The sequence below is a fragment of the Nitrososphaera viennensis EN76 genome, from assembly GCF_000698785.1.
Lineage (GTDB): Archaea > Thermoproteota > Nitrososphaeria > Nitrososphaerales > Nitrososphaeraceae > Nitrososphaera > Nitrososphaera viennensis.
In genome coordinates this window covers 1,420,473-1,445,539 of sequence record NZ_CP007536.1, presented here as the reverse complement: position 1 = coordinate 1,445,539, position 25,067 = coordinate 1,420,473, and the positions used below count along the sequence as shown (strand labels likewise).

At 52.2% G+C, this 25,067-nt stretch carries 21 protein-coding genes; 17 read left to right on the top strand and 4 right to left on the bottom strand.

What is annotated here, in order from left to right; genetic code table 11:
• Positions 1 to 108: 108 nt before the first annotated feature.
• Positions 109 to 1,044 carry an arginase family protein gene (locus tag NVIE_RS08210; protein WP_084790706.1) on the bottom strand — a complete coding sequence of 312 codons (936 nt, stop codon included), beginning with the start codon at positions 1,042 to 1,044 and terminating at the stop codon, positions 109 to 111.
• Positions 1,045 to 1,082: 38 nt separating this feature from the next.
• On the bottom strand, positions 1,083 to 3,773 hold the full coding sequence (locus NVIE_RS08205; RefSeq protein WP_084790705.1) for a DNA-directed DNA polymerase I: 2,691 nt from the start codon (positions 3,771 to 3,773) through the stop codon (positions 1,083 to 1,085).
• A gap of 103 nt (positions 3,774 to 3,876) precedes the next feature.
• On the opposite strand from NVIE_RS08205, the gene NVIE_RS08200 reads away from it, so the two are divergent.
• From NVIE_RS08200 to NVIE_RS08160, 8 genes are all read left to right on the top strand, one after another.
• Positions 3,877 to 5,169, top strand: a complete 1,293-nt coding sequence (locus tag NVIE_RS08200; RefSeq protein WP_227717548.1) for an NAD(P)/FAD-dependent oxidoreductase — start codon at positions 3,877 to 3,879, stop codon at positions 5,167 to 5,169.
• Between the two features lie 41 nt (positions 5,170 to 5,210).
• On the top strand, positions 5,211 to 6,050 hold the full coding sequence (locus NVIE_RS08195; protein WP_075054829.1) for a DNA double-strand break repair nuclease NurA: 840 nt from the start codon (positions 5,211 to 5,213) through the stop codon (positions 6,048 to 6,050).
• Positions 6,043 to 7,608, top strand: a complete 1,566-nt coding sequence (locus NVIE_RS08190) for an ATP-binding protein (RefSeq protein WP_075054828.1) — start codon at positions 6,043 to 6,045, stop codon at positions 7,606 to 7,608. Before NVIE_RS08195 ends, NVIE_RS08190 begins: the two co-directional genes overlap by 8 nt.
• Positions 7,609 to 7,949: 341 nt before the next feature.
• Entirely contained in the window at positions 7,950 to 8,180 is a 231-nt protein-coding gene (locus NVIE_RS08180; protein ID WP_075054826.1) for a DUF7557 family protein, read from the top strand.
• Entirely contained in the window at positions 8,177 to 8,434 is a 258-nt protein-coding gene (locus tag NVIE_RS08175; protein ID WP_075054825.1) for a type II toxin-antitoxin system RelE family toxin, read from the top strand. Before NVIE_RS08180 ends, NVIE_RS08175 begins: the two co-directional genes overlap by 4 nt.
• A gap of 315 nt (positions 8,435 to 8,749) precedes the next feature.
• Positions 8,750 to 9,907 (top strand): metallophosphoesterase family protein, encoded by a 1,158-nt coding sequence (locus NVIE_RS08170; protein WP_075054824.1) that lies wholly within the window; start codon positions 8,750 to 8,752, stop codon positions 9,905 to 9,907.
• Entirely contained in the window at positions 9,904 to 12,003 is a 2,100-nt protein-coding gene (locus NVIE_RS08165) for an AAA family ATPase (protein ID WP_075054823.1), read from the top strand. Before NVIE_RS08170 ends, NVIE_RS08165 begins: the two co-directional genes overlap by 4 nt.
• Before the next feature lie 246 nt (positions 12,004 to 12,249).
• Positions 12,250 to 12,492, top strand: a complete 243-nt coding sequence (locus tag NVIE_RS08160) for a hypothetical protein (RefSeq protein ID WP_084790703.1) — start codon at positions 12,250 to 12,252, stop codon at positions 12,490 to 12,492.
• A 3-nt stretch (positions 12,493 to 12,495) separates the two neighbouring features.
• On the opposite strand, the gene NVIE_RS08155 is transcribed toward NVIE_RS08160, so the two are convergent.
• Positions 12,496 to 12,828: a type II toxin-antitoxin system HigB family toxin gene (locus NVIE_RS08155; RefSeq protein ID WP_075054822.1), complete on the bottom strand. Its 333-nt coding sequence runs from the start codon at positions 12,826 to 12,828 to the stop codon at positions 12,496 to 12,498.
• Positions 12,829 to 12,915: 87 nt separating this feature from the next.
• On the opposite strand from NVIE_RS08155, the gene NVIE_RS08150 reads away from it, so the two are divergent.
• From NVIE_RS08150 to NVIE_RS08120, 7 genes are all read left to right on the top strand, one after another.
• Positions 12,916 to 13,785 carry a hypothetical protein gene (locus NVIE_RS08150; RefSeq protein WP_075054821.1) on the top strand — a complete coding sequence of 290 codons (870 nt, stop codon included), beginning with the start codon at positions 12,916 to 12,918 and terminating at the stop codon, positions 13,783 to 13,785.
• A 130-nt stretch (positions 13,786 to 13,915) separates the two neighbouring features.
• Complete coding sequence (locus NVIE_RS16085; protein ID WP_258914089.1) at positions 13,916 to 14,047, top strand: hypothetical protein; 132 nt, start codon at positions 13,916 to 13,918, stop codon at positions 14,045 to 14,047.
• A 449-nt stretch (positions 14,048 to 14,496) separates the two neighbouring features.
• Positions 14,497 to 18,096, top strand: a complete 3,600-nt coding sequence (locus NVIE_RS08145; protein WP_144239589.1) for a beta strand repeat-containing protein — start codon at positions 14,497 to 14,499, stop codon at positions 18,094 to 18,096.
• A 44-nt stretch (positions 18,097 to 18,140) separates the two neighbouring features.
• A complete protein-coding gene (locus NVIE_RS08140; RefSeq protein ID WP_144239588.1) occupies positions 18,141 to 19,163 on the top strand; it encodes a hypothetical protein in 1,023 nt (340 codons plus the stop codon).
• A gap of 270 nt (positions 19,164 to 19,433) precedes the next feature.
• Positions 19,434 to 20,111, top strand: coding sequence for a polysaccharide deacetylase family protein (locus NVIE_RS08130; RefSeq protein ID WP_144239587.1), 678 nt, complete (start codon positions 19,434 to 19,436; stop codon positions 20,109 to 20,111).
• Positions 20,062 to 20,592 carry a DapH/DapD/GlmU-related protein gene (locus NVIE_RS08125; protein ID WP_075054816.1) on the top strand — a complete coding sequence of 177 codons (531 nt, stop codon included), beginning with the start codon at positions 20,062 to 20,064 and terminating at the stop codon, positions 20,590 to 20,592. The genes NVIE_RS08130 and NVIE_RS08125 overlap by 50 nt, the downstream gene beginning before the upstream one ends.
• Positions 20,564 to 21,454 carry a glycosyltransferase family A protein gene (locus tag NVIE_RS08120; RefSeq protein WP_075054815.1) on the top strand — a complete coding sequence of 297 codons (891 nt, stop codon included), beginning with the start codon at positions 20,564 to 20,566 and terminating at the stop codon, positions 21,452 to 21,454. The genes NVIE_RS08125 and NVIE_RS08120 overlap by 29 nt, the downstream gene beginning before the upstream one ends.
• Before the next feature lie 228 nt (positions 21,455 to 21,682).
• Here NVIE_RS08120 and NVIE_RS08115 read toward each other — a convergent pair whose 3' ends face one another.
• Positions 21,683 to 22,978 (bottom strand): polysaccharide deacetylase family protein, encoded by a 1,296-nt coding sequence (locus NVIE_RS08115; protein WP_158435149.1) that lies wholly within the window; start codon positions 22,976 to 22,978, stop codon positions 21,683 to 21,685.
• Between the two features lie 306 nt (positions 22,979 to 23,284).
• Here NVIE_RS08115 and NVIE_RS08110 point away from each other — a divergent pair, with 306 nt between their 5' ends.
• Entirely contained in the window at positions 23,285 to 23,974 is a 690-nt protein-coding gene (locus NVIE_RS08110) for a 50S ribosomal protein L1 (protein WP_227717301.1), read from the top strand.
• A gap of 6 nt (positions 23,975 to 23,980) precedes the next feature.
• The gene (locus tag NVIE_RS08105) at positions 23,981 to 24,871 is read left to right on the top strand and encodes a 50S ribosomal protein L10 (protein ID WP_075054813.1); all 891 of its coding nucleotides are present in this window, start codon (positions 23,981 to 23,983) and stop codon (positions 24,869 to 24,871) included.
• Positions 24,872 to 25,067: the final 196 nt, after the last annotated feature.

Below are 25,067 nucleotides of genomic sequence, written 5' to 3'. Positions count from 1 at the left end.
ATTCTGATAACCGGGAGATTCTATAATGTTGGTGTAGGCTTGCAGCTGTATAAAAGAAGTAACTGCAATTTGCCGTGTTCCACTGGAAGCACGCCCCTCCCCCTTCTGCTAGCGCGCGTACTTGCGCGACAGTATCCGCAACAGGGTCTGCGTGGCAAGCGCGCCCTCGCGGTAATCGTCGTTTTTCAGGCCGACTTCGACCATGTCCATGCCTACCAGCTTGGCTGACGGGTGTATTGCCTTTATCAGGCGCAATACCTGAAACGGGTCGAGGCCGTACGGCTCGGGCGTCCCCGTACAGGGCACGTACGGAAGGTCATAAGCGTCGATGTCAAACGAGATGTAGATGTTCCTGCCTGCCGTCTTTTTGGCAAGAAAATCCGCTACCTTTTCAAGGTCGTCGTGCACCTGCCACGCGTCAAACGTTGTCACGCCGCTCTTGATGGCAGTGTCGTTTTCCTCCCTGTCGGTCTGGCGGATGCCTATCTGCACGAAATCCTCGCCCGGTATGTACTCCAGCAAATGGTAGAACGGAGTCGTGTGGCAGAACTTCATGCCCTCGTACTCGGCCTTCATGTCGCGGTGGGCGTCAAAGTGTATGACAAACGGCTTTTCGCCTGCCAGCGCCCTTAGCTGGTAGTATGAAAGCGTGTGCTCGCCACCGAGCATCACGGGAATCTTGTCCTTTTCCCGCAGCGTAGATACGACCTGTGGAATCGTCCTGTCAAGGTACGCAAGCACAGTCTTTGCGCCCCTGCCCTTTGGCATCTTTATGTCGCCAAGGTCGAATATCGGGCTCAGCTCGTAAATGTCGGCCTTTTCGTCCAGCACAAAAGTCTCTATCTGCCGGGCAGACGTGAGCCTGATTGCCTCCGGCCCTCTCGCCGTGCCCTTGCCAAACGACGTGGTCGCGTCAAGAGGCACGCCATAGACTGCCACCTTGGCTTCCTGGAACGAGATCCTGACAGGAGTGTCGGCAAAGCTATAGCCTGCCCTTGTCTTTTCCGGCACCAAAAACAGGTCGAAAAAGCCCTTGTCCAACACGCCTTTTTTCTCAGAGCGCGGATAATAAACCTACTATATTACATTGAAGGCTTGCTCCAAAAGAGCTCATCGAGGCTCTGCTGCCGGGGCTTGCCCAGCATCGACTTGAAGTCAAAGCTGAGCGCGCCAAGCACCTGGTCAAACGTCGATTCCATAGCCTCCAGGTATTTCTCTGTGTCAATCTCTTCGGCCTTGGCAAGCTCGACCGGCTTGACCCCGTCGCCGTTCTTTGTCTTGACGTACGAGATAATGTCGCCGGCCTTGATCTCCTTGCCCCTGTCTGCAAGCAGTTTTGCCGCCTTGATGTGCTGCGGCAGGCCCTTGTAGGTCTCTACCTGAGCGGCCTTGCCGTCCATCGTCTTGACAGAGTTGACCTTCTTGCCATAGCTTGCAAGCGACTTGTTTATCATGACGTTGAAGCTCAGGTCCGGCATCGGGATCTTGTGCGATTCGAGGTTCTTGGCGTCGCGCTGGATGATGTTCTTGATGCTCTCCTTTGCGCTTTCAAAGTCCTTCTGGGAGCCGACCCTGCCAAGTATGCTGAGGATTTCATAAAAGGCGTTGCGTATAAAGGGAGGCGTGTGCGACTTTTTGCCCGTCAGGCCCTTGACGTCGACCGTGCCGTCCGGCAAGACGCCAAGGTAGTTCTTTTTCAGGTCGCTGAAAACGACGTAGCGGTACTGCTTGTCTATTTCTAGGTCGACGCCAAGCTGGTCCTTGGCCCACGTGACTACCTTGTTTATTGACTCCTGCGAAGGCTCTTTCAGGAAAAGTGAGTCCGTGTCGCCATACACGACCTCGATGCCAAGCTCCTTGCACTTGTCGATGGTTGCGTTGATGGTGTTCCTGCCGATTGCGGCAGTCGCGTCGGCGACAGGCAAGCAATACAATGGAAAGATCTCGGCGCCCATGACGCCATAGCTTGCGTTCAAAATGACCTTGATAGCCTGGCTTACCACGTTGTAGAGCTGGCGCTCCTGCGCGGGGAGCGTCTTGTCCTTTGACAGGAACTTGTAATAGTTGACGCGCAGGTCGCGAAGCGACCCGATGAGAAGCGACGACAGCCCCTTTCGCTGCTGGCACACCCAGTGGGTTGTGCCCTCTATCTTGCCCGTTTCCCTGCATTGCGGGTGCACGCAGTTTATCGTCTCGTACGAGAGGTTGTGCACCTTGATTATGCTCGGGTACAGCGACGCAAAGTCAAGGACGACTACGTTAAAGTGGATGCCCGGAGTCGGCTCTACCACCTCCCCGCCACGGTACTTTTTCTCCTTGATGACGGCCGCGGTGGACGCGGTGCCCTTTTCATGCAGCTCGTCTGTCCGCGGTATCAATTCATTGCGCTGCCTGTGCTCGTAGTACAATATGCCTCTGATCCACTGGTTGACTCCAAAGCGGGCAATGTCGTCTACTGACAGGCGCCCTATTCTCGCAATGACTACCAGCAGCTTCATGAGCAGGTTGTCGCCAAAGCTGGTGAGCCGGAACGTCAGGTCGGCGTCTTTCATGCAGTATTCGGCAAGCGTCTGCATGGGAAGGTCGCTGATATCGCCTTCAAACTCCAGCTTTGTGTCTTCCAAAAGCGCCTCGCAGATGGCGTTGAGCGTGAATTCCGTGTATTTCCGGCTAAAGGCGTAGATCTGGATCGAGCGGTTCTGGAACGTGCGGAAAAGGTCGATGTGGACGCCGTGGCGAATCCCCACCGGCTCGGCCTGCATGCCGTGCTTGATGAACGACTCTTTCTTGACGATTATGGGCACGGCGTCTTTTGGAATCGCCCTGCCGTCGCTGCTGATGCGCGCGTCCTGCGAGCGTGCATAGAGGTACGGCAGATCAAAGTCGTCGCCGTTGAACGTCAGGACTATGGGATAAGAGTTGATTACCGCAAAGGCTTTTTCCAAAAGCTCTTTTTCGCTCTTGCACACCTCTGCCTCCTTGATGAGGGGCTTGCCGTTGTCGACCATGTTCTCGCCAAGCACCAGGACTTTGCGCAGGCCGTCGCTTCCCGCAAAGCCCACCGCGGTGACGCGCCTGTCGTGGTCGCGGGGCGTAGGCATCCTGCCCTCCTCCGACTCGACTTCAATGTCTACTGCAACGCGTTTTAACTCCGGTATGGGCTGGTTGAGCAGGTTGGCCCATGTTGTTACATATTGCCTGTATTCCTTGCCCCCTTCGCCCTCCTCCTTTATCTTGTCCCACAGCAGGCCCTTGAGCTCAAACTCGACCTTGTCAGAGATCTTGTACATGTGCTGCTCTATCTTGTCGCCGTGTCTGACGTAGTAGGTGCCCGGTATCAGGCCGCGGTCGTAAAGGTAGTTTTCGTGATATTTTATATCGGCTTCCCAGCAGCGCACCTTTTCGCGCAGGCTGTTGTCGGTGCCGCCTATGGAAAGCGGGTCTGGCGCGGTTATCTTTAATACATCAATCTCTTGATCGGCGATTACGTCTTTTTTCTTCATGCGCTCGACCTTGTATTTCGTCTCTTTTTCCACTATCTGGTCCACCGCGTCAGCGTACTGGATCTTGCTGTAGGCGTACGGCAGGTGGCCTGTCCTGTCGCGCCAGTGGTAAATTACGTTGTCGCGGGGATCGTAGAATTTCAAATAGACCTTTCTTTCTTCGCCAGAGTAGACTGCGGAAAGCAAAAGAGCCGGCCTGTTCTCGGGGAGCTCGGGAAGGTCATCAAAGCGCTTCCTCCTTTCCTGTGAAAAAACCTCCTGCTGCGCCAATTATCAATGACTCTCGCAACGTATCGTATTAAACGTTTTACGGGCGCCCTTCCAAGAACAATAAATATAATCAAAGTGCAATGCTGTCTTGCGCTTGTACTCCGTGGCTGTGATAGGAGGCGGGATCCTCGGCACCTCGATTGCGTATTTCCTTTCCGGACAGGCAAGGGACCCGGGTTCTGTGGCTCTGGTGGAGCAAGAGCTTGACATAGCCCGGCACACCAGCAGCCGCAACACCGGCAAGGTGCACGCGCCCTTCCTCTATGATCCTGCAAAGAAAAAGCTGTTTGCCAAGGCCGCATCGCTTGGCTTTGAAATGTGGGAAAAGTTTGCACAGGCCCGGGGCCTGCCGTTTGAGCGCGACGGCGTGCTTGAAGTGGCAACCGATGAGCGCAGCATAGACCGCCTGCACAAGTACATGTCGTGGGGCGAGGCAAACGGTCTTGCCAAGGACGATCTGCTGCTCCTCGACAAGGCCGGCACCAAAAAGATGGAGCCAAACGTGCGGTGCGAGGCGGCCATATACTGCGGCAAGGACGGCTCAGTCGACTATGGCTCGTTTTCATGCACCCTCTTGCAGGATCTCCGGTCGTTTGGGTGTGCAGTTCTTCTCGGCCACGGTGTCACGCGGGTGGAAAACAAAGCTGGTGCGTACGTCATATCTACTAGGCAGGGCCGCAAGATAGAAGCAGAGTTTATCGTAAACGCTGCAGGCGGAAACGCGGTGGACATTGCGCACTCGATGGGTGTCGCCAGAGAATACACAGACCTGCACTTCCGGGGCGAGTACTGGCAGGCACCAGAGCAGTACCGCGACCTGACCCGGCTGTCTGTGTATTCAGTCCCCAGACATACCGAGTACCCGTTCCTTGACCCGCACTGGATAGTGAGGGCGGACGGCAGGCGCGAAGTGGGGCCAAACGCAGTGCCCGTCTTTGGGCCGTACGCCTATTCACTAGGCAGGAACATCGCAGACATGCTCCCCAAGATAATAGAGTCGTCGGCGACAGGCGCCCGCAAGGTGTTCTTTGACAGGCAGTTCCTGTCGCTTGCAAGCACGGAATTGAAAAGCTCACTTTCAAAAACTGCGATGATAAACAGGGTCAGGGAATTCCTGCCCGCGCTGAGGCCTTCTGCCTTTACCGAGCGGGGCACGGCAGGCATACGCTCGTCAGTCATAGACCGCGAGGGCAGGTTCGTCCCTGACACGCTCATCCTAAAACGCGATTCGTCGGTGCACGTTTTGAACTACAATTCGCCTGGTGCTACGGGCGCGCTCCCGATGGCCGCAAAGGTGGCGGCGCAGGTGATGGAAGCGGGAGCGCTTGCACAAGCAGGCAGGGCAAGGACGATGTGGGACCCTGCGGAAATAGCAAGCAGGATGTCCTCCGCCTGATCACTTTTTAACTCGGGGCTCCAACGTTACCCGTCGCGGTCGTGTTCAACGAGATAATACTTGACGCAATAAGGAACAGGGAGGCCAAGCTTGCCGGGATAAGGGACGTCAACTATGACAGGATAATGGCGCAGGCCGGCTCGCGTTGGGTGAACTATGCGCCAAGGCCGGCCAAGTGCGAGTCTGCCGGCATTGACAGCAGCTGGAACAAGCGGGGTTTTCAGGGGCTGGACCTGTACGCGATAGCCGCGGTGGCAGTCACGAGCGCAAACAGGCAAGTCGCAAGGGAGTGGGAAAGCAGCATAACCGGCGTGGCAAGGGCGGAAAAACTTGACGTCAGGGCGATGGCGATGGAGGCAAGGATGGCGCGCAAAGCAGTCGAGGATCCAGGCGTCGACATCACGTGTGTCGACGGCTCGATAGTGGCAAGGGCCCGGGGAAGCCTTGACGCGGCAAGCGTGCTCAGGCAGTATGGCGAGTCTGTCTTTATCGCAAAAACGTCAAACAGCAGGCTGCAGTTTGAGGACCTGGATTCGCAGGCAGGCGACATTTACTACTACGGTCACCTTGACAAGAAGGCAGGTTTTAGTGTGCCGCAGAGGGCACGCTTTTCTGCAGGCGATGTCTATGAAATCTACGCCCGGCTCAAGGACTATACTCCAGTGGTGAGGATCGAGATAGACAGCGCAAGCTGGGGCGTCGGCATTGACGAGGTAAAGCCGATGCTTGACATGCTGAGCTACCACTCTGTAGCGGGCTACCCGTACTGCCTGAAACTCGCGCACAAGACCTGCAAGATAAGCAATGAAGATATAGACAGGCTTGCAAGCATCTACAGCTTGCAGAATGAGCAGGGAGCGAGGGACGCGCTGAATGAGTGAAGGAGGAGAAAAAGAGCTAGGGATAATCGTGGGCGTGGCCAAGCCGGACTATGTCCGGTTCGAGTCAAGGCGCCCCGTCAGCGTCGGCGAGTACGTGGTAATGCAGAGCTGCGGCGAAAAGATACTTGCGCTTGTGGAGCGCTCGTTTGTAAAGAGCGATGCCCTTGGCGACAGCATCCGGAACTACGACGAGGCTTCAGAGAGCCTCCAGGTGGCGGCGGAAAACAAGCGCGACAAGAGCTACAAGGCCGACGCAAGGATAATCGGCTACCTTGAAAAACTGCGCAGGTGCAAGGCAGTCATGCCGGCGCTGCCGCCAGAGCCGGGCACCCTGATATACGAGGCGACCACCGCCGACCTTGCCAAAGTCTTTGCGCCAGAGGGGACAGAGTGGGCGCACATGGGAAGCCTGCTCCGGAATGTCGAGGTGGAGGTCAGGGCCAACATCGACAAGGTCGTGTCAAGGCACCTTGCCGTGCTTGCAATGACCGGCATGGGCAAGAGCAATCTGGTTTCGCTCCTTGCAAAAGAGATCGCCCGGGTGGGCGGCACGATGATAATCTTTGATTACCACGACGACTATTCCACGCTTGACCTTGGCAGGAATGCTGCAAACCTGATGCCTGCCAAGATAAATCCGAGGATGCTTCCGGCAGACAAGCTTGCAGAAGTTATTGAAATCCAAGAGAACGCGTCGAACCAGATTCACGTGCTCCGCCAGGCACTCACTCAGGACGTCCAGCAGAGAAAGGGCGACGATTTCTGGGACTCGCTCGTAGCAGGCGCCCGGGCAGTTGGGGCTGAGGAAAAGATGTACCGAGAAGCGGCCGCAAAGGTGGAGGACAAGATAGACTATGTCCGCAAAAAGTTCCGCAACATACTCGATCCCGGCATGGCAGACCCCATAGCGCTGATAAAGAACGGCAAGATAAACGTCATCAACCTTGTAGAGCTGACCGAGAAGCAGGCCAACGTCTCTGTCTCGTACTATCTGGAAGAGCTCTTGGACGACCGCAAGCGCGCCACCCGGCAGGCCAAGGACCGGATCCAGTCGGCAGAAGACCTGAAATCGCCCCCGCGCTTTAACGCCCCTGTCCTGGTAGTGATAGAGGAGGCGCACGTCTTTATACCAAAGGACGAAAAAACAGAGACGAAATACTTTGCGTCCAAGGTCGCAAGGGAGGGCCGCAAGTTCGGCCTCGGCCTTGTCATAGTGTCGCAGAGGCCAAGGAGCATCGACGCCAACATACTGAGCCAGATGGGGTCGCTTGCAGTGATGCGCATGATCCAGCCTGACGACCAGATGCAGGTGTCGGCGGCAAGCGAGGCTCTAAGCCGCGACCTCATAGACCAACTGCCGTCCCTGAACCCCGGCGAGGCAGTGTTTGCAGGACAGTGGGTCAACCTTCCCACGTTTGTCAGGGCAGACGAGGTAAAGGAGCGCAAGATAGGAGGCGACCTGAAGGCAGTGGAGCAGTGGAGCCAGCTGGCGGCCGCAAAAGAGATAGCAAAAGAGTCGTCTGACTCGTACGTGCCGCCGGGCTACATACAGGATTAGTCTGCAATGCAATAGAAAATACGCTCTACTTCTACCTTTGTCTTATGATTGCTATGGAAAACGACATCTTGTGGCGCAATGTACTTCCGCCCCTATCATCTCTTTACACTTTTGGAAAAAAAGGATTGTTTATCAAAATCATAGCCAATGAGAAGAATCTCAGAATTCTGTCAACAGTATTGCGCTCACTAGTTCCGGAATTGGCTTTGATAGAGACAACTTTTCTTCCGACGCTATCAATTATCTGTCGGATGGCGAATACGGATGAAAATAGATCCAATGAAGACTTGCCGCTTATAGTGACCTATAAATAGCTATAGCTGCATATAGCTAGTGCATATATGGGCACCACAATACAACTTGACAAAAGCGTCAGAGACAAATTAAAGGAACTCAAGCTATATCCCGGAGAATCCTACAACAAGGTTGTCGAGCGACTAATATCCATAAAGACGGACGAAGGAGAATTGAGCGAAGCGACAATAAGGGAAATAGAGCAGAGTCTGGAGGATATCAAGGCAGGCAGGACGCTATCGATGAAGGAAGTCAAGCAAAGACTGAAAATCAAATGACTTTTGAAATAAGGTGGACAGAAACCACGTTCAAGAAGCTGCAAAAACTCGACCGGGTGGCCCAAGAACGAATAATTGAAAGACTTGATGAGGCGGCCGCAGATCCATTTGCTATGGCAAAGAAGCTAAGCGGGGTCAACCTTTATTCAATAAGAGTTGGAGATTATCGCGCAATAGTGAGTATTGAGAAGGGAAAAATGCTGGTTCTGGTTGTTGATCTTGGCCACCGAAGTAAGATTTACAAAAAACTGTGAGAGTATTGCTATTTTGTTTATAGTCTGTTAATTTTCATGCAGCTCCGCTTTCTCTTGCGTTAATTGCTGACAAGCTGGAAGTCAGACGCAAATTAAACTGATAGTCCTCTTGCCAGCAAGTGATATGAAAAACCGACTGCCTGTTGCGAGTTGGTCGCTGCAGAGTACATATTCGCTGGAGTTGCATGATCCTTTGTGCCGGTGGGAATGTTCTGGGACTATTATCCCACTCGCGAATTGTTAACAGGACCGGACAAGATGACAATAATCCAAAACCTTTAGTTTAGAGGACATTGGATCCGGGAGCAGAGCCAGATGCTGATAGCTCACATTTCCGACCTGCACCTTGGCTATTCGCAGTTCAACCTTGAAGAGCGGGAAGAAGACGTCTACGAAACCTTCCGGGAAGCAGTTGACATTTCGATCAAAGAGGGCGTGCAGCTCGTACTTCTTGCCGGCGACATATTCCACACGCCCCGGCCAAACGGCAAGTCTGTCATAACTCTTGCCAACGCGCTGAAAAAACTAAAGGAAAAAGAGATACCTGTCGCCTTTGTGCTTGGCGAGCACGACATCAGCCGCCTGCGAGACGTGCCATTTGCGCACGTGTTTGGAAACCTCGGGCTGATGAAACGACTGAAAACTGACGAGCCGCTTGTCGTCGGCGACAGTATTGTCGTGTTTGGCGCAGACAAGGAAAGGCGCAGCAACGTCGACTCACTCGTGGAAAGGCTGAAGGTGTCAGAGCAGGCGGCCAAGAGGCACGATGACGGCAAGAAAAAGATCCTCGTCCTGCACCAGGGGCTGACCGATCTCAACAAGTTTGCCGGCGAGATAAACTCGACCGACCTGCCTGCAAGTTTCGACTATTATGCGATGGGACACTACCACGACCACCACGAAAAGCGCTTTGCAAACCTGGGCGGGCCGCTGGTGTACCCCGGCTCGCTTGACCTGACGCCAAGCGAGGGGATAAAGGACGTGGAAAAGGGATTTGCGCTGGTCGACATGTCTGGTAAAGAGGCCGGCGTGCACTGGATCCCGCTGCACCGGCGCCCGCAATTTTCAGTCCGGCTTGACTATGGCGACCTTGCGGCCGGCATCGACTCTATAATCAAAAAGGCTTCTGCCCTTGCCAAAAAGCCTGTCGTCAGGGTAGAGGTGGAAGGCAAGAACAACAGCAACATCGATTCCCGGATGGTGGCGGCAAACCTTGTCCGGCTGAACGATTATTGCATACATTATGTCTGGCAGCCGCTGGAAGAGCAGCAGGCGCAGGCCATAGTGTACGACGAGCGCCCCGCAGACCTGGAGGAAGAGCTGTTCCGGCTGTCAAGGGAAGCGCTGGGCTCTGAAGAGGCGGCGCGCCTTGCAATCCACGATCTCCTGCCTGCTGCAGCCGCCGGCGAAGCAGGCGTAGCGCTTGACATGGTATGGGAGGCCTTTAAAAAGAAAGAGGAAAGAAACTCATGATAAAAGACCTGGAGCTGAAAGATTTCATCTCCCACAAGGAGACGAGGATGGAGTTTGGCAGGGGGATAACGATATTCGTCGGCCACAACGGCGCCGGCAAGTCCTCGGTAATCGACGCCATAACCTATTCGCTCTTTGGCGAGCACATGAGAAAGGCCAACAAGAACCTTGTCAGGCGCGGCGCCTCCGGCCAGGCGGTGGTCAGGATGCGCTTTACGCTCAACGGCCGCGAGTTCCAGGTCGCAAGGTCGCTCACGACTGCCGGCTCGGCCGCGTTTTCACAGCTGGAGCTCGTGTCAGACGCAGGCAAGCAGGTGAACAAAAAGCTGGCAGGGGGCGAGCGCAAGCAGTACGGCGAGTCGACCAGCGCAGAGGTAGCAAAGGTGCTCGGCCTTGACTACAAAAAGCTGCGCGTCGCGGCGGTGGTGCAGCAGGGCGAGCTTGCAAGGATAGTGGAGGCGCAGCCAAAAGAGTTCAAGGAGCTCATAAACGGCCTGATAGGAATAGACAGGCTCGACCTTGCGTTTTCGACGATGAAGGACGTGATCGCAGGTTTCCGCGACAGGCTGCGCGACGAGACAGGCGGCTACACCGACCTTGAAATGTCAAGACTACAGGAGCAGCTTGCCAAGAGCGAGAAAGAGCTTGCTGATGCCGAAAGGCTTGTCGGCGAGTACGAGGAGGAAAAGGCGCGCCTGGAAGGGCGCCTGCGCCAGCTTGAATCCGAAATAGAAAGGCTGGAGCCGCTGCGGGAAAAGGCCGCAGAGGCGCAGGCAAAGGAGAAACAATTGATAAAGTACGTGAACGAAAAGCGCGACCAGGTGGCCGGTGAGGCGGCGCGCCTTGAGAGGGTGGTGAGGGAGGCCAAGAGCGCGCTTGCCACCATCGCCGGCAAGGAGGAAAACTGCATCCGGCTGTCGATGGTAAAAGACGAGCTGGAGGAGGTGCAGAGGCAGATCGAAAAGAGCGAAAGCGACGCAGGCAAGATGCGCGGCCTGCTTGAATGCGCCGGCCGGCTCCAGCTGACAGGCGACGGCAGGTGCCCGGTGTGCAACTCGCAGGTGAGCAGGATAAACGACATGTTTGACACGGCCCACATCCAGGCGGAGGTAAACCGCATCGCAAGCGCCAGGTCAAGCCTTCAGGTTGAAAGGGTCAACCTGAAAAAGGAGGAGCAAAAGCTGGCAGAAGAGGGCAAGAAGATCGCGTCAGCAGAGGCGTTTCTGTCCGGCAACTCTATAGCTTCGCAGGAGGACGTTTCTCGCATCGAAGTCGACCTTGCCCTGCGCAGGGAGGCGCTGTCCGGCCTGCCAAAGGAGATCATAAGGGTTGACGATCCGCATGCGCTTGCCATAGACGACGCTTCAAGGGCGCTTGCAGAAGATGTTGCGAGCATCAGGGAAAAGGCAAGGAGCTTTTCTCCTGCCCAGTATACTGCTGCAAAGGACGAGCGCTGGAAGGTGATGCAAAAGCTGCAGGACGCAAGCGCCCGGATGGGAAGTTACAGAAAGGCCGCCGAGGACGCCAAGAATGTTATAGACTTTTGCAGGACTGCTGCAAAGAAGCTTGAAGCAGCGGCAGGCTTTGTGGGCATGCTGGAGCGGATTCGCTCGCTTGTGTACAACCGCGACGGCGCAGTCGGCATGAGCCTCAGGTCGTGGGCCCTTGGCACTATATCGAAAAAGGCGTCGGAATATGCCACGCTGTTCAACATCGGCATTTCAAGGATAGAGCTGGCAGAAAAGGCGCGCGAGATAGCCATCACCTGTTACGGACGGAACGGCGAGGTGGACATGGACTCGCTTTCCGGCGGGGAAAAGGTGGCAGTCGCCCTTGCGCTTCGCCTTGGAATCGCCTACATGATGGGCGCAAGCAAGCTTGATTTCGTCATACTGGACGAGCCGACCACGCACCTTGACGAGGAGAGGCGCAAGGCGCTCGTGCGGATAATATCGGAGGCGTTCCGGGAAGGGGCGGGGCCGCTTGCCCAGATGATAATAATCACGCACGACGCAGACATTTTCGAGGACTCGGAGGTGGACGCCGTCTTTCGGTTCTCGATGACTGCCGACGGTTCTAGGGTGGTGCGGGAATAATGCAAGGGGAGGGGCGTGCTTCCAGTGGAACGGCCTGCTTGCTTTAAAGAATTAACTGTGTATTAGACTGGGCTCCGTCATATCAAGTCTGATATACATAATTGTATATGCATCTATGTATAAATAGTAGTCGTTCCTCTGTAGGAACGTAGGGGCTGAAATGAAGAAATGAGTATTTTGAAACGATCAAAAGCAAGAAGCAAGACTGCTTCGAAAAAACGCCCTTCATCCTCGCGTAGGCAGATCATGCCCCGCCTTGATACTCTGGAAATGATAGAAGGTGCCATCAGGAAAGAACAATACTTTGAATCAAAGACCCTGCTCTGGAAGGCACTGCCAAGGGGAGTCCAGTACGGAACTCTTGGCGTAGCACTTGCCTACCTGGAAAGGTCGAACAAGATAACACAGAACAAGGATGGCTCTATATCCTGGATATTCATAGAAAGTGAAAGAGCAAGAAAATCTCTAGAAGACTCGACAGAGCTATAGCGACTATGTCGTGCTATAGCCAAACAACCTGTCGTATTCTTTATGCGTGAGCAAATCCAAGAGTTGGTAAACCTTGTCTTCTTTCCTGCCTCTGATGGTGTAAATTAACCTGTGGTTGCCGCCAATCTCTTGCCTGTAGAGGTTGGTTACCTCGTCTGTTTTAGTGTATTTGTCAGGCCAGGGCTTTTTCTTGATATAGTCTCCAAGGTTCCTGTCCTGCTTCATTTCATCTATTACTTGATCAAGTCTGTCCTTTGTGGGGTCCTTGTTTGACAGGGTTTTGAGAACATCCAGAACATCGGGAGATGCAAAAACGCGAAACTTTTTTCTGGCCAATAACTTGCGTGGAAAACAGCAAAAGGCGTCTACTTATGCTTTTATCTGTAATTACTTCTTTTTAACTAGGCCGGTTAAGAACGTGACATGGGAACAGGCGGCGGCAAGTTTGACGTTTCTGACCGCATTACTGCTGACAGGCTGAACAGAAAGACTCTGGTCGTTGACACCGGTGCTAACATTGCCGCTCTCGTTACGTCTCCCGGCATGCTTGCCTTCTGTACGGCAACTGGCAGCGGCTTTACTGCAGGCATCCTGTACAGACGCAATGCTGCAGACGGCGCATGGGAGCAGGTGATCGATAACGCCAGCATGCAGAGCATGGACAACAAGACGTTGAACTCGCCAACATTGAATGGTACTATAGCTGGAAGCCCTACATTTTCCGGCAATCTGACTTTTTCAGGTATACTAGTGTTCTCAGGAATCTCCAAGCATGATAATATAGTCGATCTTAAGGTCATTTCAGCACCGGCCGACCCTGCGACTGGCTATGACAGAATATATGGAAAAGCCATTGATGCAAGTAACGATGGGTTATTTATAAAAAAGAAACGTGCTAACAGTGTTGCGGAAATCCAGATCGACCGCGCAGGTTATCAGCATATTAATACTTCAGAAAGAAGCACGACAAATACAAGTGCTACTAAACTTAAAGAATCTACTCTTAATTATACTCCGAAAAATGGAGTGCTACTTATAAAATTCAAACTTAAGGCAGGTATTAGCAATACAAATGTTCAAGCAACTATTTATAGAAATGGGTTGGCTGTGGGAACAGATAGAATTACTCCTCTCACAACCTATACAACTTTTTCAGAAGTGATAAGTGCGGCCTGGGCAAGCGGCGATACCATTCAAGTTTATGGGCTTGTAGTTGGTGCAAATACTTGCTTTGTATCAGATTTGGAAATAATAGAGGCAGGCGATGGCGCGACAGCCACAGGCGGGTTCTAACAACAGTAGATTAGTTCTCTTCTATACATTTCTCTATCATTTAGTAGTGATATAAAATCCCTATCGAACAGCCAGATATATGTACAGTACGAAGCTAAGCTAAAACAGGCAATCTTGGCCAAGCTCGCTAATGGAACCTGAGGATGCCTCCATATCCATTCAGATGCGCAGGCGCTTATTCGTCAAGACCGCGCTGCTTGGGTTGATACGAGACTTTTACGTCTTGCGCGAGTACCTGAGCCCAATCATGAGCAAAAGATAGCGGTACGAAAAGTAAGCGCCAGTATGCAATAATATAGCTGGAAAAGGTCGGAGCTACACGCATGGCTATACTATTATGCTGGCACAGGTTTCAGAACAATGTTACTGCAAAAGTGCAGAACTTATAGATAAATGTAGTATTGCCCATAATTTTCATGATGACTCAATCAAATACCTCTGCAATAAAATCAAATGGTAAAATTCGATAAACATAATCTTGATGTCATACACCTATCATATATCTGTCTAAATTATATAGGCAACGCGGTAATTTATGAAGAATATATCTATCAAATATCTTGAAAATATAATATGATAATGGATCTATATTAAATCATATAGAAAATAAAAGGATTTGCGCCCCCTTAACCATGTTTTGAGATAGAATGAACATTTTGTTCACAAGTCTTATATAGTTCTGACAAATTCAACCCTATAACGGTGTATAGCATGGATAATAATCCAACACCAGCCCATATGGGCTGGAAAAAACCGACGAGCGTGGTCTTTGCAGCACTACTCTTTTTTGGTGCAGTAGTGGGTGTAATGGCCTTTGCTCCAAACCAAGCATATGCCGCAGTATCCGTTACTCAGGACACTCCCAAAATATTCGGAAGTGCGCTTGGAAGAGTAATGATAACTGATACTGCTATGCAAGGTGGTTCAACGCAAGACACAATTACTGTCAACGTCGAAGCAAAGCGCGGTACAACAAGCCTCGGATCAGTCAATGCTCAGGTCAAGGAGATTGGAACTTCTTCAGGACAGTTCGAGCTGTTCGTTACAACTGCAAACTCTCCCTTTAACCCTGCAGCTCCGACATTTGACTCTACAACGCCTGCAAATGCCCACGTTGTAAGAATCAATACTGCTCCGACTGGTGATGGCGTCAATGACGCAGTAATAGACTTGAACGGTGCATCAGCTGCGGATCAAACAAAAGAATTGAAGGATGGCGACAGCATCGTTGTAACATATGGCGGTCAGCAATCAACAATTCTGTTCCAAAAGACAATCGCAACTGTCAGCACTGACAGGACCATCGCAGGAAACAACACATTGATCACTGTAAGAATAAACGATCCAGATGCTAACAATGACCCAACTCTGGTCAACACATTCACTGCTAGCAGTGCAGTAGTCAAAGCAGCTATCAGCGGCGTTGACAAAGCATCCTTTGTAGCCAATGCCACCTTTGCAGAAACAGGACAAAACTCTGGTGTATTCGAGCACACATTCAAGGTAGGCGGAACTGCAACAACGCAATCAGTCATTGATCTGACGGCATTAACGCTGCCACAGTCAGTCACCTTCCAGGTCACAGACCATGATGTATATGCTCCAGCTCCGACTGGTGCTGTAGCACCATACAACGCTGCTGTATCGACGACAAGTACTCCATCAGCATCAGTCACACTGAGGAACGATGATGGTCTACTGGGCGTCACTGCATCAATAACTATGGCCAATGGCATCCAGCTTCAGGTAACTGATCCTGACAGAAACGTGGACACCGCCCAGAGAGACACAATCGATGCAGGCAATGTCACAGTTACTGTCGCAGGTGTTACCGGAACACTCAATGGCATTCGGTTCAAGGAAACAGGCGACAACACTGGCATATTCGTCCCAGACATCACTGACAACAGGATAGCCATCAACCTTGGCTCTTCATCTACAGTGGGTGCAACATCCATAACCCTGGATCCAGCAACAATTGCAGATGACAGAGACATTACTATCACATACAATGATCCACATGGTGACTCTAATGGCGCAGAAACATTCACTTCAATCAGAACACTTTCACACACTGCTGGTGCACTGACTGGTCCCGGAACTTCAGTTGGCGTAACAGGCACATTCTCGCTGACACTGAACGAGCCAGACCTTAACACCAACACCAACTCTGTCGAGTCATACACTGTCACATTCCCAGTAGGCACAGCAACAAGCACATCAGCCAACCTGCCATTCGGAATCGGTGGCTTTACTGCGAAGGCAAGAGGCAGTGCATGGACACCAACAACAGGCAACGCAATCACAATGACATTCATTGAAACAGGCGCAAACACTGGCATCTTCACAGCAACCAACATTGAAATGCAAAAGATCAACAATGTCGTATCGATGAGCGATGGCGACCAAGTAGAATTCAAGTACACAGACAACGGCGAATCTCCAGCACAGACAAGCACGATCACCATATCAATCGGCAAGCCGGGTAAGTCAATCGAGGTTAGCAGGACAACCATTCCAATTCCAAGAGCAAGCACAACTGATGTCTCAAAGGTCATACTGACCGTCACTGACCCATCTGCAGACTCCAACCCTGGTAGCACAGACACAATTACCGTACCGGCATTCCAAATGACGAAGAAGGATGGTAGCACAATAACCACACCCCTCATGACCGGAATTGGCGCACAAACCCTTACAGAAACAGGAGTTAGCACTGGTGTATTCACAGTGACTCTGAACATCGGCGCTGGTACTGAAAGCAACGCCAACATGGACAATGCCAAGCTAAAGATCACCTACGGCGACGTGAGCACATCCATCACCCTCAGGTCATATGACGGTGTAGTGACATCCAGCGCATCCGCAGTAAGCAATGGACAGAACATCACCATCACAGTTTCTGACCAGGACCTTAACAGGGATCCTGCAGTTAGGGAAAAGATTGGTACCATTACGCTGACAACAAAGAATGATGCAATAACAGGAGGCGGAGTACTAACCATTAATGATGCAGAAGAGACGGGAGCTGATACTGGTGTCTTCGTCAAGACAGTCACCATTGGCAAGGACATCAAGGTAGGTGACCTGGCCAATACCATCTTCGGTACAGAGATTGAAGTCAAGTACACCGACCTAATTGCAAGCGACATCAGCACCAACGTAAGCAGGGATCTGACCCTGAACGTCAAGACTGCATCAGGCAGCATTGACATCACACCAGCAGTCGTTGGACCCGGCACCAAGGTGGCAATAACCGTCAACGACAATGACCTCAACACCAACCCACAAGGCACAGACAGAACAACCAGCGGCCAGGAATACATCCGAGTCACATCTGACAGGTCTGGCGTCAACACACTGACCACTGCAGTAGGCGAAGAAACCGGCACAAACACTGGCAAGATGAAGACAACGCTCACCCTTACCCCACTGAAGCCGACAGACGTACTCTCGTCTGCATTTGGTGGAACAACCAAGGACATCACTGGCAAAGTGCTCCCTGGCGACATCATCTCGATCAGGTACACAGACCAGGCTGATGCCTCTGGCAACAAGGTGACTGTCTCAAAGACCTTCAAGATCACGAGCCAGGACCCGCTGATGAACGTCAGCTCTACCACAGTAGCTGCTGGCAACTCGTTCAGCCTTACGGTCACTGATCTTGATGCCAACACGGATGGCGAGGCAGTAGACTCTGTCACAGCCAAGGTCACATCAGACAGCGACGTCGTAGGCACAACTGTCACTCTGCTTGAGACAGGCCCGAACACTGGTGTCTTCACTGGTACAGTAAGCACATCCACTGGAGTCAACGCAGGTTCGATCACTGTCAAGACAGGCGACAACGTCTACATGAAGTACAACGACAAGTACCCGGCTGACTACGCGGACAGAGTAAAGCAGGTGGTAGACCCGAGCAAGGACTTCACCTTCGTTCTGCCAATCGGCGCCAGTGCACCACGCGCAGACGCGACATCGCCGAGCAACCCGGTCCTGAAGGACTTTGCAGGCCAGACGTTGACTGAAGTCACAGCAGGCCAGCAGGTATTCCTGTCGACAGCCATCACCAACAACCAAGATACTCCGCAGCCATTCGCTGCAATCGTTGAGGTGAGGGATGCCGATGGAATCACTGTCTACCTTCAGTGGCAGCAGAGCACTCTGACTGCGAACGGCAAGGTCGATGTTGGGCTGTCATGGACACCGGATGCACCTGGCACATACACGGTCAGGACATTCGTAGTGAACAACATCTCCAGCCCGCAAGCACTGTCACCGATCGCGCAGTCGACCATAACCGTGAGTTAAGTAGGTTAGAGTAACCTACTTACTCTCCCCTTTTTGTTTTTAAAATGAAAAAAAACCATGTCCCGACAAGTCTCGTGATAATATTATTGATCACTTTGATAATCTCGATCAACTTTATCCCGCCGGCCCTGGCCCAGAGCCAGAGCCAAACCCAGGGGCCGCGCCTGATATTTCTGGTAAACCAGGACAACTTTTTGCCCGGCGACATCCTTGTTGCGTACGGCAAGAGCCTCCCAAACGACACCCTCATCATCAGGATATTTGACCCTGCCGGCAAGGCCGTCAGGATAGAGTCTGTAAAGGCAGATCCAAACGGCTCGTTTACCGCGCAGATCTTTACGTGGCCGCAGCCGTCCCGAAACTTTGTGTTTGGCCGCTATACCGTCGAGGCAGCCTCGACCATAGCTCCTTCCTTCAAGGAAAGCCGCACAATATCCTTCTCAGACATACCGTCGACCGGCTCGCCACAGTTCCAGTCCAGCGTCCTGGCGGTCAAGCTGGACTCGCCGACAGAGATCTCTGTGGGCAAGACGTTCAGGATATTCGTGCAGGTGACATTTGACGGGGCGCTTGTAAACGTAGACGATCCAAACCAGCAACTGCTGTCGTCCTCGCACATCCATTCCGGCAACGACACGATAAACCTCGCAGGCAAGTTTGCCAAGCTCCATGAGGGCATCTATTACGCCGACGTCAAGCTCGACAAGGAGGGCTCGTACATCATACACGCAATGGCCTTCCACAGGGGATTTCTGGCCCACGACTCGAAGGTGGTGTCAAGCGGGAGCAGCATCGGCGAGATCCAGGAATCCGTCAACTCGCTCAAGGCCGAGCTTGACAGGACAAGCCACGAGCTCAACGCCACGCGCAGCGACTTGACTCAATCAGTAAGTGATGCACGGGAAGCCATAAAGAGCGACATTACACAGGCAGAAAAAGCTGTGACTGAACTGAGCCAAGCATCTGGCCAGATAAACTCTATCATCCTGCCCATCCTGGCGCTCATCTCCGTGATAATCGCGCTCCAGATCTCGCTTTTTGCCCGCATAAGGGCCTCCTTTAAATAAGTAGAAAAAAGCGAGTGGCTCTGCCAGCATTTTCTTATTGATGCGGCCAGACTGGTGGCGCGATACAAGATATGCTTGTTATAGTAGAAGCGTCAGAAAAGCCTAAATCTATCCTTCCTATAGAAAGCCATAAGGGAAGCATGCTTCAGCAAAAAGAGTCAACGTATGCCCTGACACAGAAATATTATGCCATAATTATCAGCCAAGATGGGAACAAATTAGCAGCAGAGTTCCTTTATTCGAGGATGGCCAAAGAGGTCTAAATGCCAGATGCCCTGCGAATTTTCTTTGGCCCATTATGAGGAAGTCTTGGAGAAAATAAAAGGCAGGGCAGGAACAGCTACAGAACGTAAAGACATTATCTTGACGCATGACATTGACATATTTCCTGATTACGCTTTGCAGATGGCAAGGTTAGAACACAAGCACGGCATAAAGGCGACCTACTACGTCTTGCTTCATTCTGAATGGTATAACGCTCTGTCGCCTGAGAACATGAAGATATGGAAGGAAATAAGCGAGCTGGGTCACGAACTTGCCTTGCATTACGATGGTAACTATGATCTGGACCTCCAGATAATCCATGCTGCCTTTTGTGCAATGCTTAAAACCAAGAGCATAAACATATCACAACACCTTGTAGGGATAACGCCTGACATTCATATCCCGCCGACTCTGCAAGACAGGGCAGCCCTCGTCAAGCAGTATAGCTACAAATACATCGCTGATAGTGGTGGATGGTGGCGAAATGGTTGCATCTGTACACACACTGATGAGCGCCTGCTCTTTCTTTGTCATCCCGTATGGTGGACCAGAACCGAAAACCCCTTTGACAAGGTCAAGGTTGATGCTTACTCTGTAATTGACAGGGCGAGAAACTTTTGGGTGGAAATGGTAAATGAGCATAGAAAACAAAAAACAGTTCCCGTCACAACAAGAAGCGCATAGCTATCTCAGGACGCTGCCAGCGCCCAAGCCTTACATTCATCCTACGGCTATTATTGAAAATGCCGTCCTTGGCAAAGACGTGACAATAGCCGCTTATGCCGTGATAGGCAAGGAGGGCTTTGGCTTTGATCCTGAAAGCAACTATACTAAACGCTGGCCCCACGTCGGCAACGTCATCATTGGCGACAATGCAGAAATTGGCGCAAACACCTGCATTGACCGGGGAACCTTAGGCAGCACCATCATTGGCGAGAATACAAAAATCGACAACCTTGTGCACATCAGTCACAACGTCCGGATTGGCAAGAACTGTGTGATTGCCGCGGGCGCTGTCGTCGGTGGGAGCGCAGAGATTGGCGACAGCGTCTTTATTGGCCTGAATGCAACGATTCGGGATCATGTGAAAGTGGGCGATAATGCCTTCATCTGCATGGGAGCTGTGGTGACAAAGGATGTATCAACAGGGACAAAGGTCAGATAGCAACAGTCAAAAACAATCGTATTATGCGATTGTCTTTGGCAGAGATGGCAACAAGTCAATACGTAAAGTCTTAGACAGCCTGCTGGCGCAGACGGCCATGCCGGCGAGGATAATGATAATAGACGACGGCTCGACCGACGGGATGTACAATACGGTGCTGGAGTACGAGCAGAAATACCCTGAACTGATACAGGTCCAGCAGACGCACAACACGACACGCGACTATACACGGATACCCTTGCTCTGGAATATGGGAATCCTGAAAGACTATGATTACCACGTCATAGTTCCCAGCGATGCGTCCTTCGTCCCTAATTACGCTGAAAGGATACTGCAAGAGTTCGCCAGAAATCCTGACCTCGTGATATGTTCTGGTGATTGGGGGCCAATGAACGCCAAGGCCCCGCACGGAGGCGGGCGTTTTGTCAAGCAGTCTTTCTTTTTCAAGCACTATCCTGATGGCTATCCGCGCATTCTAGGCTATGAAAGCGAGATTCTGGAAAGAGCATTGATGTTAAAGCGAGGAAGCATCAGGATACTAAACGACCTTGAGCTGTTCCACCACGACACGCTGGGCCACAGCCATAACTTTAAGGAGTTTGGTTACGGGATGAGGTGTCTTGGCTATTATCCGCCCTATGCAATCTTTAGGATAGGATGGGATTTTCTGACAAACAAGGCAGTGGGCAAAAGAGGGGCGCTAAACATGCTGCGCTATTACCTGTTTTTCAAGCCTGCCAAAACCGGATATTATTCCAAGTTTCCTGAAGACATACGCAGGGCGGTTAGTGTACGTCAAAAAAAGATGATAAAAGAGATGATAAAGCGCGCCCTTACAGGGTCAAAGAAACAAGGGAAATGATAACAACAAACGAGGTAATTGGAAGAATCAGTTTCTCTGACAAAACCGTCTTGTCACTGTTATAGGCGAAGCGCCATATCTCAAGCCGATCTTTTCTACAGCAATGCATATACTGCGCTGCTGCAACCGCACCTTGTGTTTTATCGTCATCTGGAAAATGGAGAAAAGGCAAGAAAAAAGAAAAAGATGGTGGGAAGAGCGGGAAGGGAAAAATCCCTTACCCGATCATCATATGTATCCCATCATCTTTTCGATGTAGTAGATCTGCTGCTTCTCCGTCAGCTTGTTCCAGTTCAGCGAGGGTACCAGGTCTGTAAGGTAAAGCGCAGCTGAAAACTCTGGTCCGCCCCACCTGGCAAGGTCAAACATGCGATACTTTATCAGCTCATCGGGGATTTGGTCGTCTGAGGGTATTCCTTCGGCAGCAATCTTTTTCGCCTTGTCCATCATTGATTCGACCAGCCTTGCCACGCGTTGCGAGATGTCGTTGTCAGTAGATCCATTGTTGTTTGATCCGTTGCCGTTGCCATCACCATTGTCGCCATTACCGTTGCCGTTGCCGCCATTGCCTCCAGATGATCCGAACTGGATAGCTTCAGAGAACGTCTTTGTTGCATATCCGCTGTTATCTATCTCGGCAAGGAGTGCATCCAGGTCCTCCAGTTCGCTGGTGGAAACCTCGTTGGTCGGCTCGTCGTTTTCATCCTTGATGGCAAAGTCTGAAGGGTGCAGCGTCACCACCGCGTATCCGTATGTTGAAATCGAGTCCTCTATTTCCTCAATCAGTGTCTCTAGGGGAACTTTTGTAGGAGTGCCGCCGTCGTGGGCAAAGAATTCTGCTGCCTGTGGGAGGTGGTAGATGCCATACTGGTCCTTGATGTCAGAATCAGGCATGGCCTTGTAGATCTTGTTGTCCGGGTTGCCGGGGTCGCCGTGGTGATAGATGCTTGGCAGTTCCAGGCTAAACTCTGCGCTTATGATCTTCATGTCGAGGTCTTCAAGTGCGGCAAGCGTATCTTCGTTGTATTCGTGGTATGGTGGGATAAAGGCCACCGCGTCAGCTCCCCAAAGTGAAACAATCTTTTCGTCGGCCTGCACTAGCGTATCATGCTGCTCTTGTGCGGTAAGGGCGTTGTAGGCAACATGGTTCCATCCGTGGTTCACGATTTCAAAATTGCCGGAGTCAAGTCCTTCCTGCACCTTGTCTACCACAGATTCGTCTTCTCCAAGAAAGTTCATTATCACGCCGACGTTGAGCTTCTTGTCCTCTTCGATGAAACGGTCCATCAGTTCAACCTGGACTGTGTTGAGCCAGCTATCCTGAATGTCATCCAGCCTAAAGATGACACAGTTGCAGGCGTCAGGGTTTTCTTCTGCATGGGCCGAGCGGGGAACAGAAACCAGGATGCCCAAGACCAGCACCAATGCTGCCGTCACTGCTGCAACGCTTTTTCTGGTGGTGGTAGTGGGCGGTCCCGTCCGGGTTCTTCCACCGCGGCCGGACAGATTATGTCTAGTGGACATGTAACATTTTTCTAATAATTTTGCATATAGGCAGCTAGCCCATCCTTGCATCATTCTTTGGCTGTTTTTCAAAGCATAACAGAGACGCTCCCGGCAAATTGCATCCAACCAGTCAGGTAAAACGAGTACAATATCCAATATGCAATTTTCACAGAAAAAATAGCTAGAAACTAAAGAAAATAGTTATAGAGGGAGAATGGATGCTGGGTTTTTCGCTTGTGCCGGCGTCCCGTGCACGCCTGCTACTGGCCGCTGATCCTGTGTTGCAAATCCTAAAGATTAAAAGTGGCCTGCCACGCTCTGAGCGTGTACGGAAACATGGTGAGCGACAGCCAAATCAAGGAGCTGGTCAAGAGGGCGCGCGAAGGAGCAGGCAAGCGCAACTTTAGCCAGTCTGCAGAATTGACACTTGTACTGAAGGATATCGACGTAAAGAAGGGTTTCAATCTCAACGAGACGGTCGTCCTGCCGCACAAGCCGAGCAGGCAGCCGACGATATGCGTGATTGCAGCCGGCGAGATGGGCATGAGGGCCAAAAAGGCCGGGGTAGAGCGCGTGATGGAGCCTGGCGAGCTTGACCGCCTTGGCACCAACAAGCGCGAGGCCCGCAAGATAGTGAGGGCGCACGACTTTTTCCTGTCCGACACGGGCCAGATGGCGGCAGTCGGTCGCTCCCTGGGCCAGTTCCTTGGACCAAAGGGCAAGATGCCGACGCCTCTTCCCTACGGCGCGCCGGTAGAGACAATAGCCACGCGCTTCCGAGGATCTGTGCGCGTCAAGGCCAAGAACCAGCTGAACGCGTCGACCAAGATAGGCGACGAAAAGCTTTCCGACGACCAGCTTGCCGAAAATGCAAATGCCGTCATTGCAGCGGTTGAGAAAAAGCTGCCGCAGGGCGACAAGAACATCAAGAACGTCATGATCAAGTTCACGATGGGCAAGGGAGCCAAGCTCTCGGCGCTCAAGGCCGCGGAGAAAAAGAAGGAGGAAGAATAAGAAAAAATGTCATCAACAACACAAGCAGTCCAGCGCAAGAGTTACCCGAAGAAAAAGCGCCTGATGTACCAGGAGCTGCAGGAGCTGCCCAAGTCGTACAACGTGATAGCGCTGTCAAAGATGAACAAGGTGCGCGCGTCGCAGCTGATGCTCATCCGCAAAAAGTTCCGCAACGACATCAAGATAAGGATAATCAAGAACAAGGTCGCCCAGCGCGCCTTTGAGGGCGTCAAGGGGGTGGCTGGCATTGAAAGCCTGAGCAAGGAGCTGGAAGGTCAGTGCGCGCTCATGTTCACCAACATCAGCCCGTTCAAGCTCAACCTCGTGTTCTCTCAGAACAAGATCTTCCTCCCGGCCAAGGGAGGCGACATTGCCACAAAAGAGATTGTGGTCCCTGCAGGCAACACCGGCATCGCGCCGGGCCCCGTGCTGTCCGAGTTCAAGGTCGCAAACGTGCAGACCAAGATAGATCAGGGCACCATCTGGGTCAACAAGGATACCGTGGTGGCCAAGCCCGGCGACGTCATCTCGCAGCAGCTTGCCTCGCTCTTGAGCAAGCTCAACATCAAGCCCATAGAGGCAGGCATTGCCGTCAACTTTGCCATCGCCGAGGGCCTGCTGTTCAAGGAGGCCGACCTGCGCATCGACCTTGCCGCGTACAAGGAAGAGCTCGTCAGGTCGTTCCAGCAGGCGCTGGCGCTTGCGACAGAGGCAGGCTACATGACGCCAGAGACGGTAAAGCCGCTCCTGGTCAAGGCGCAGCAGCACGCAAGGTCGCTTGCAGCCGAGTCGGGCTACCTCACCAAGGACACCGCCGACATTGTGCTTCCAAGGGCGCAGTCCAAGGCGCAGGCAGTGGCCGGCGAGGCAAAGAAAAAGGGCTACACCGCGCAGTAGCCCCGGGCTTTTTTGTGCCCACAGTTTCTTTATCTTTTTGCTGTCTTTATCATGCAAATTGCATTTTACACAATATCACACACGAATATTTTATACAAAAACTCGCCAGAATGCATTATTATTAATAGCAAGCGGATTGTAGGAATAGCACCGCCCTGATACAGGGCACCAGCGCGCCATATCCGGACAGAACGGC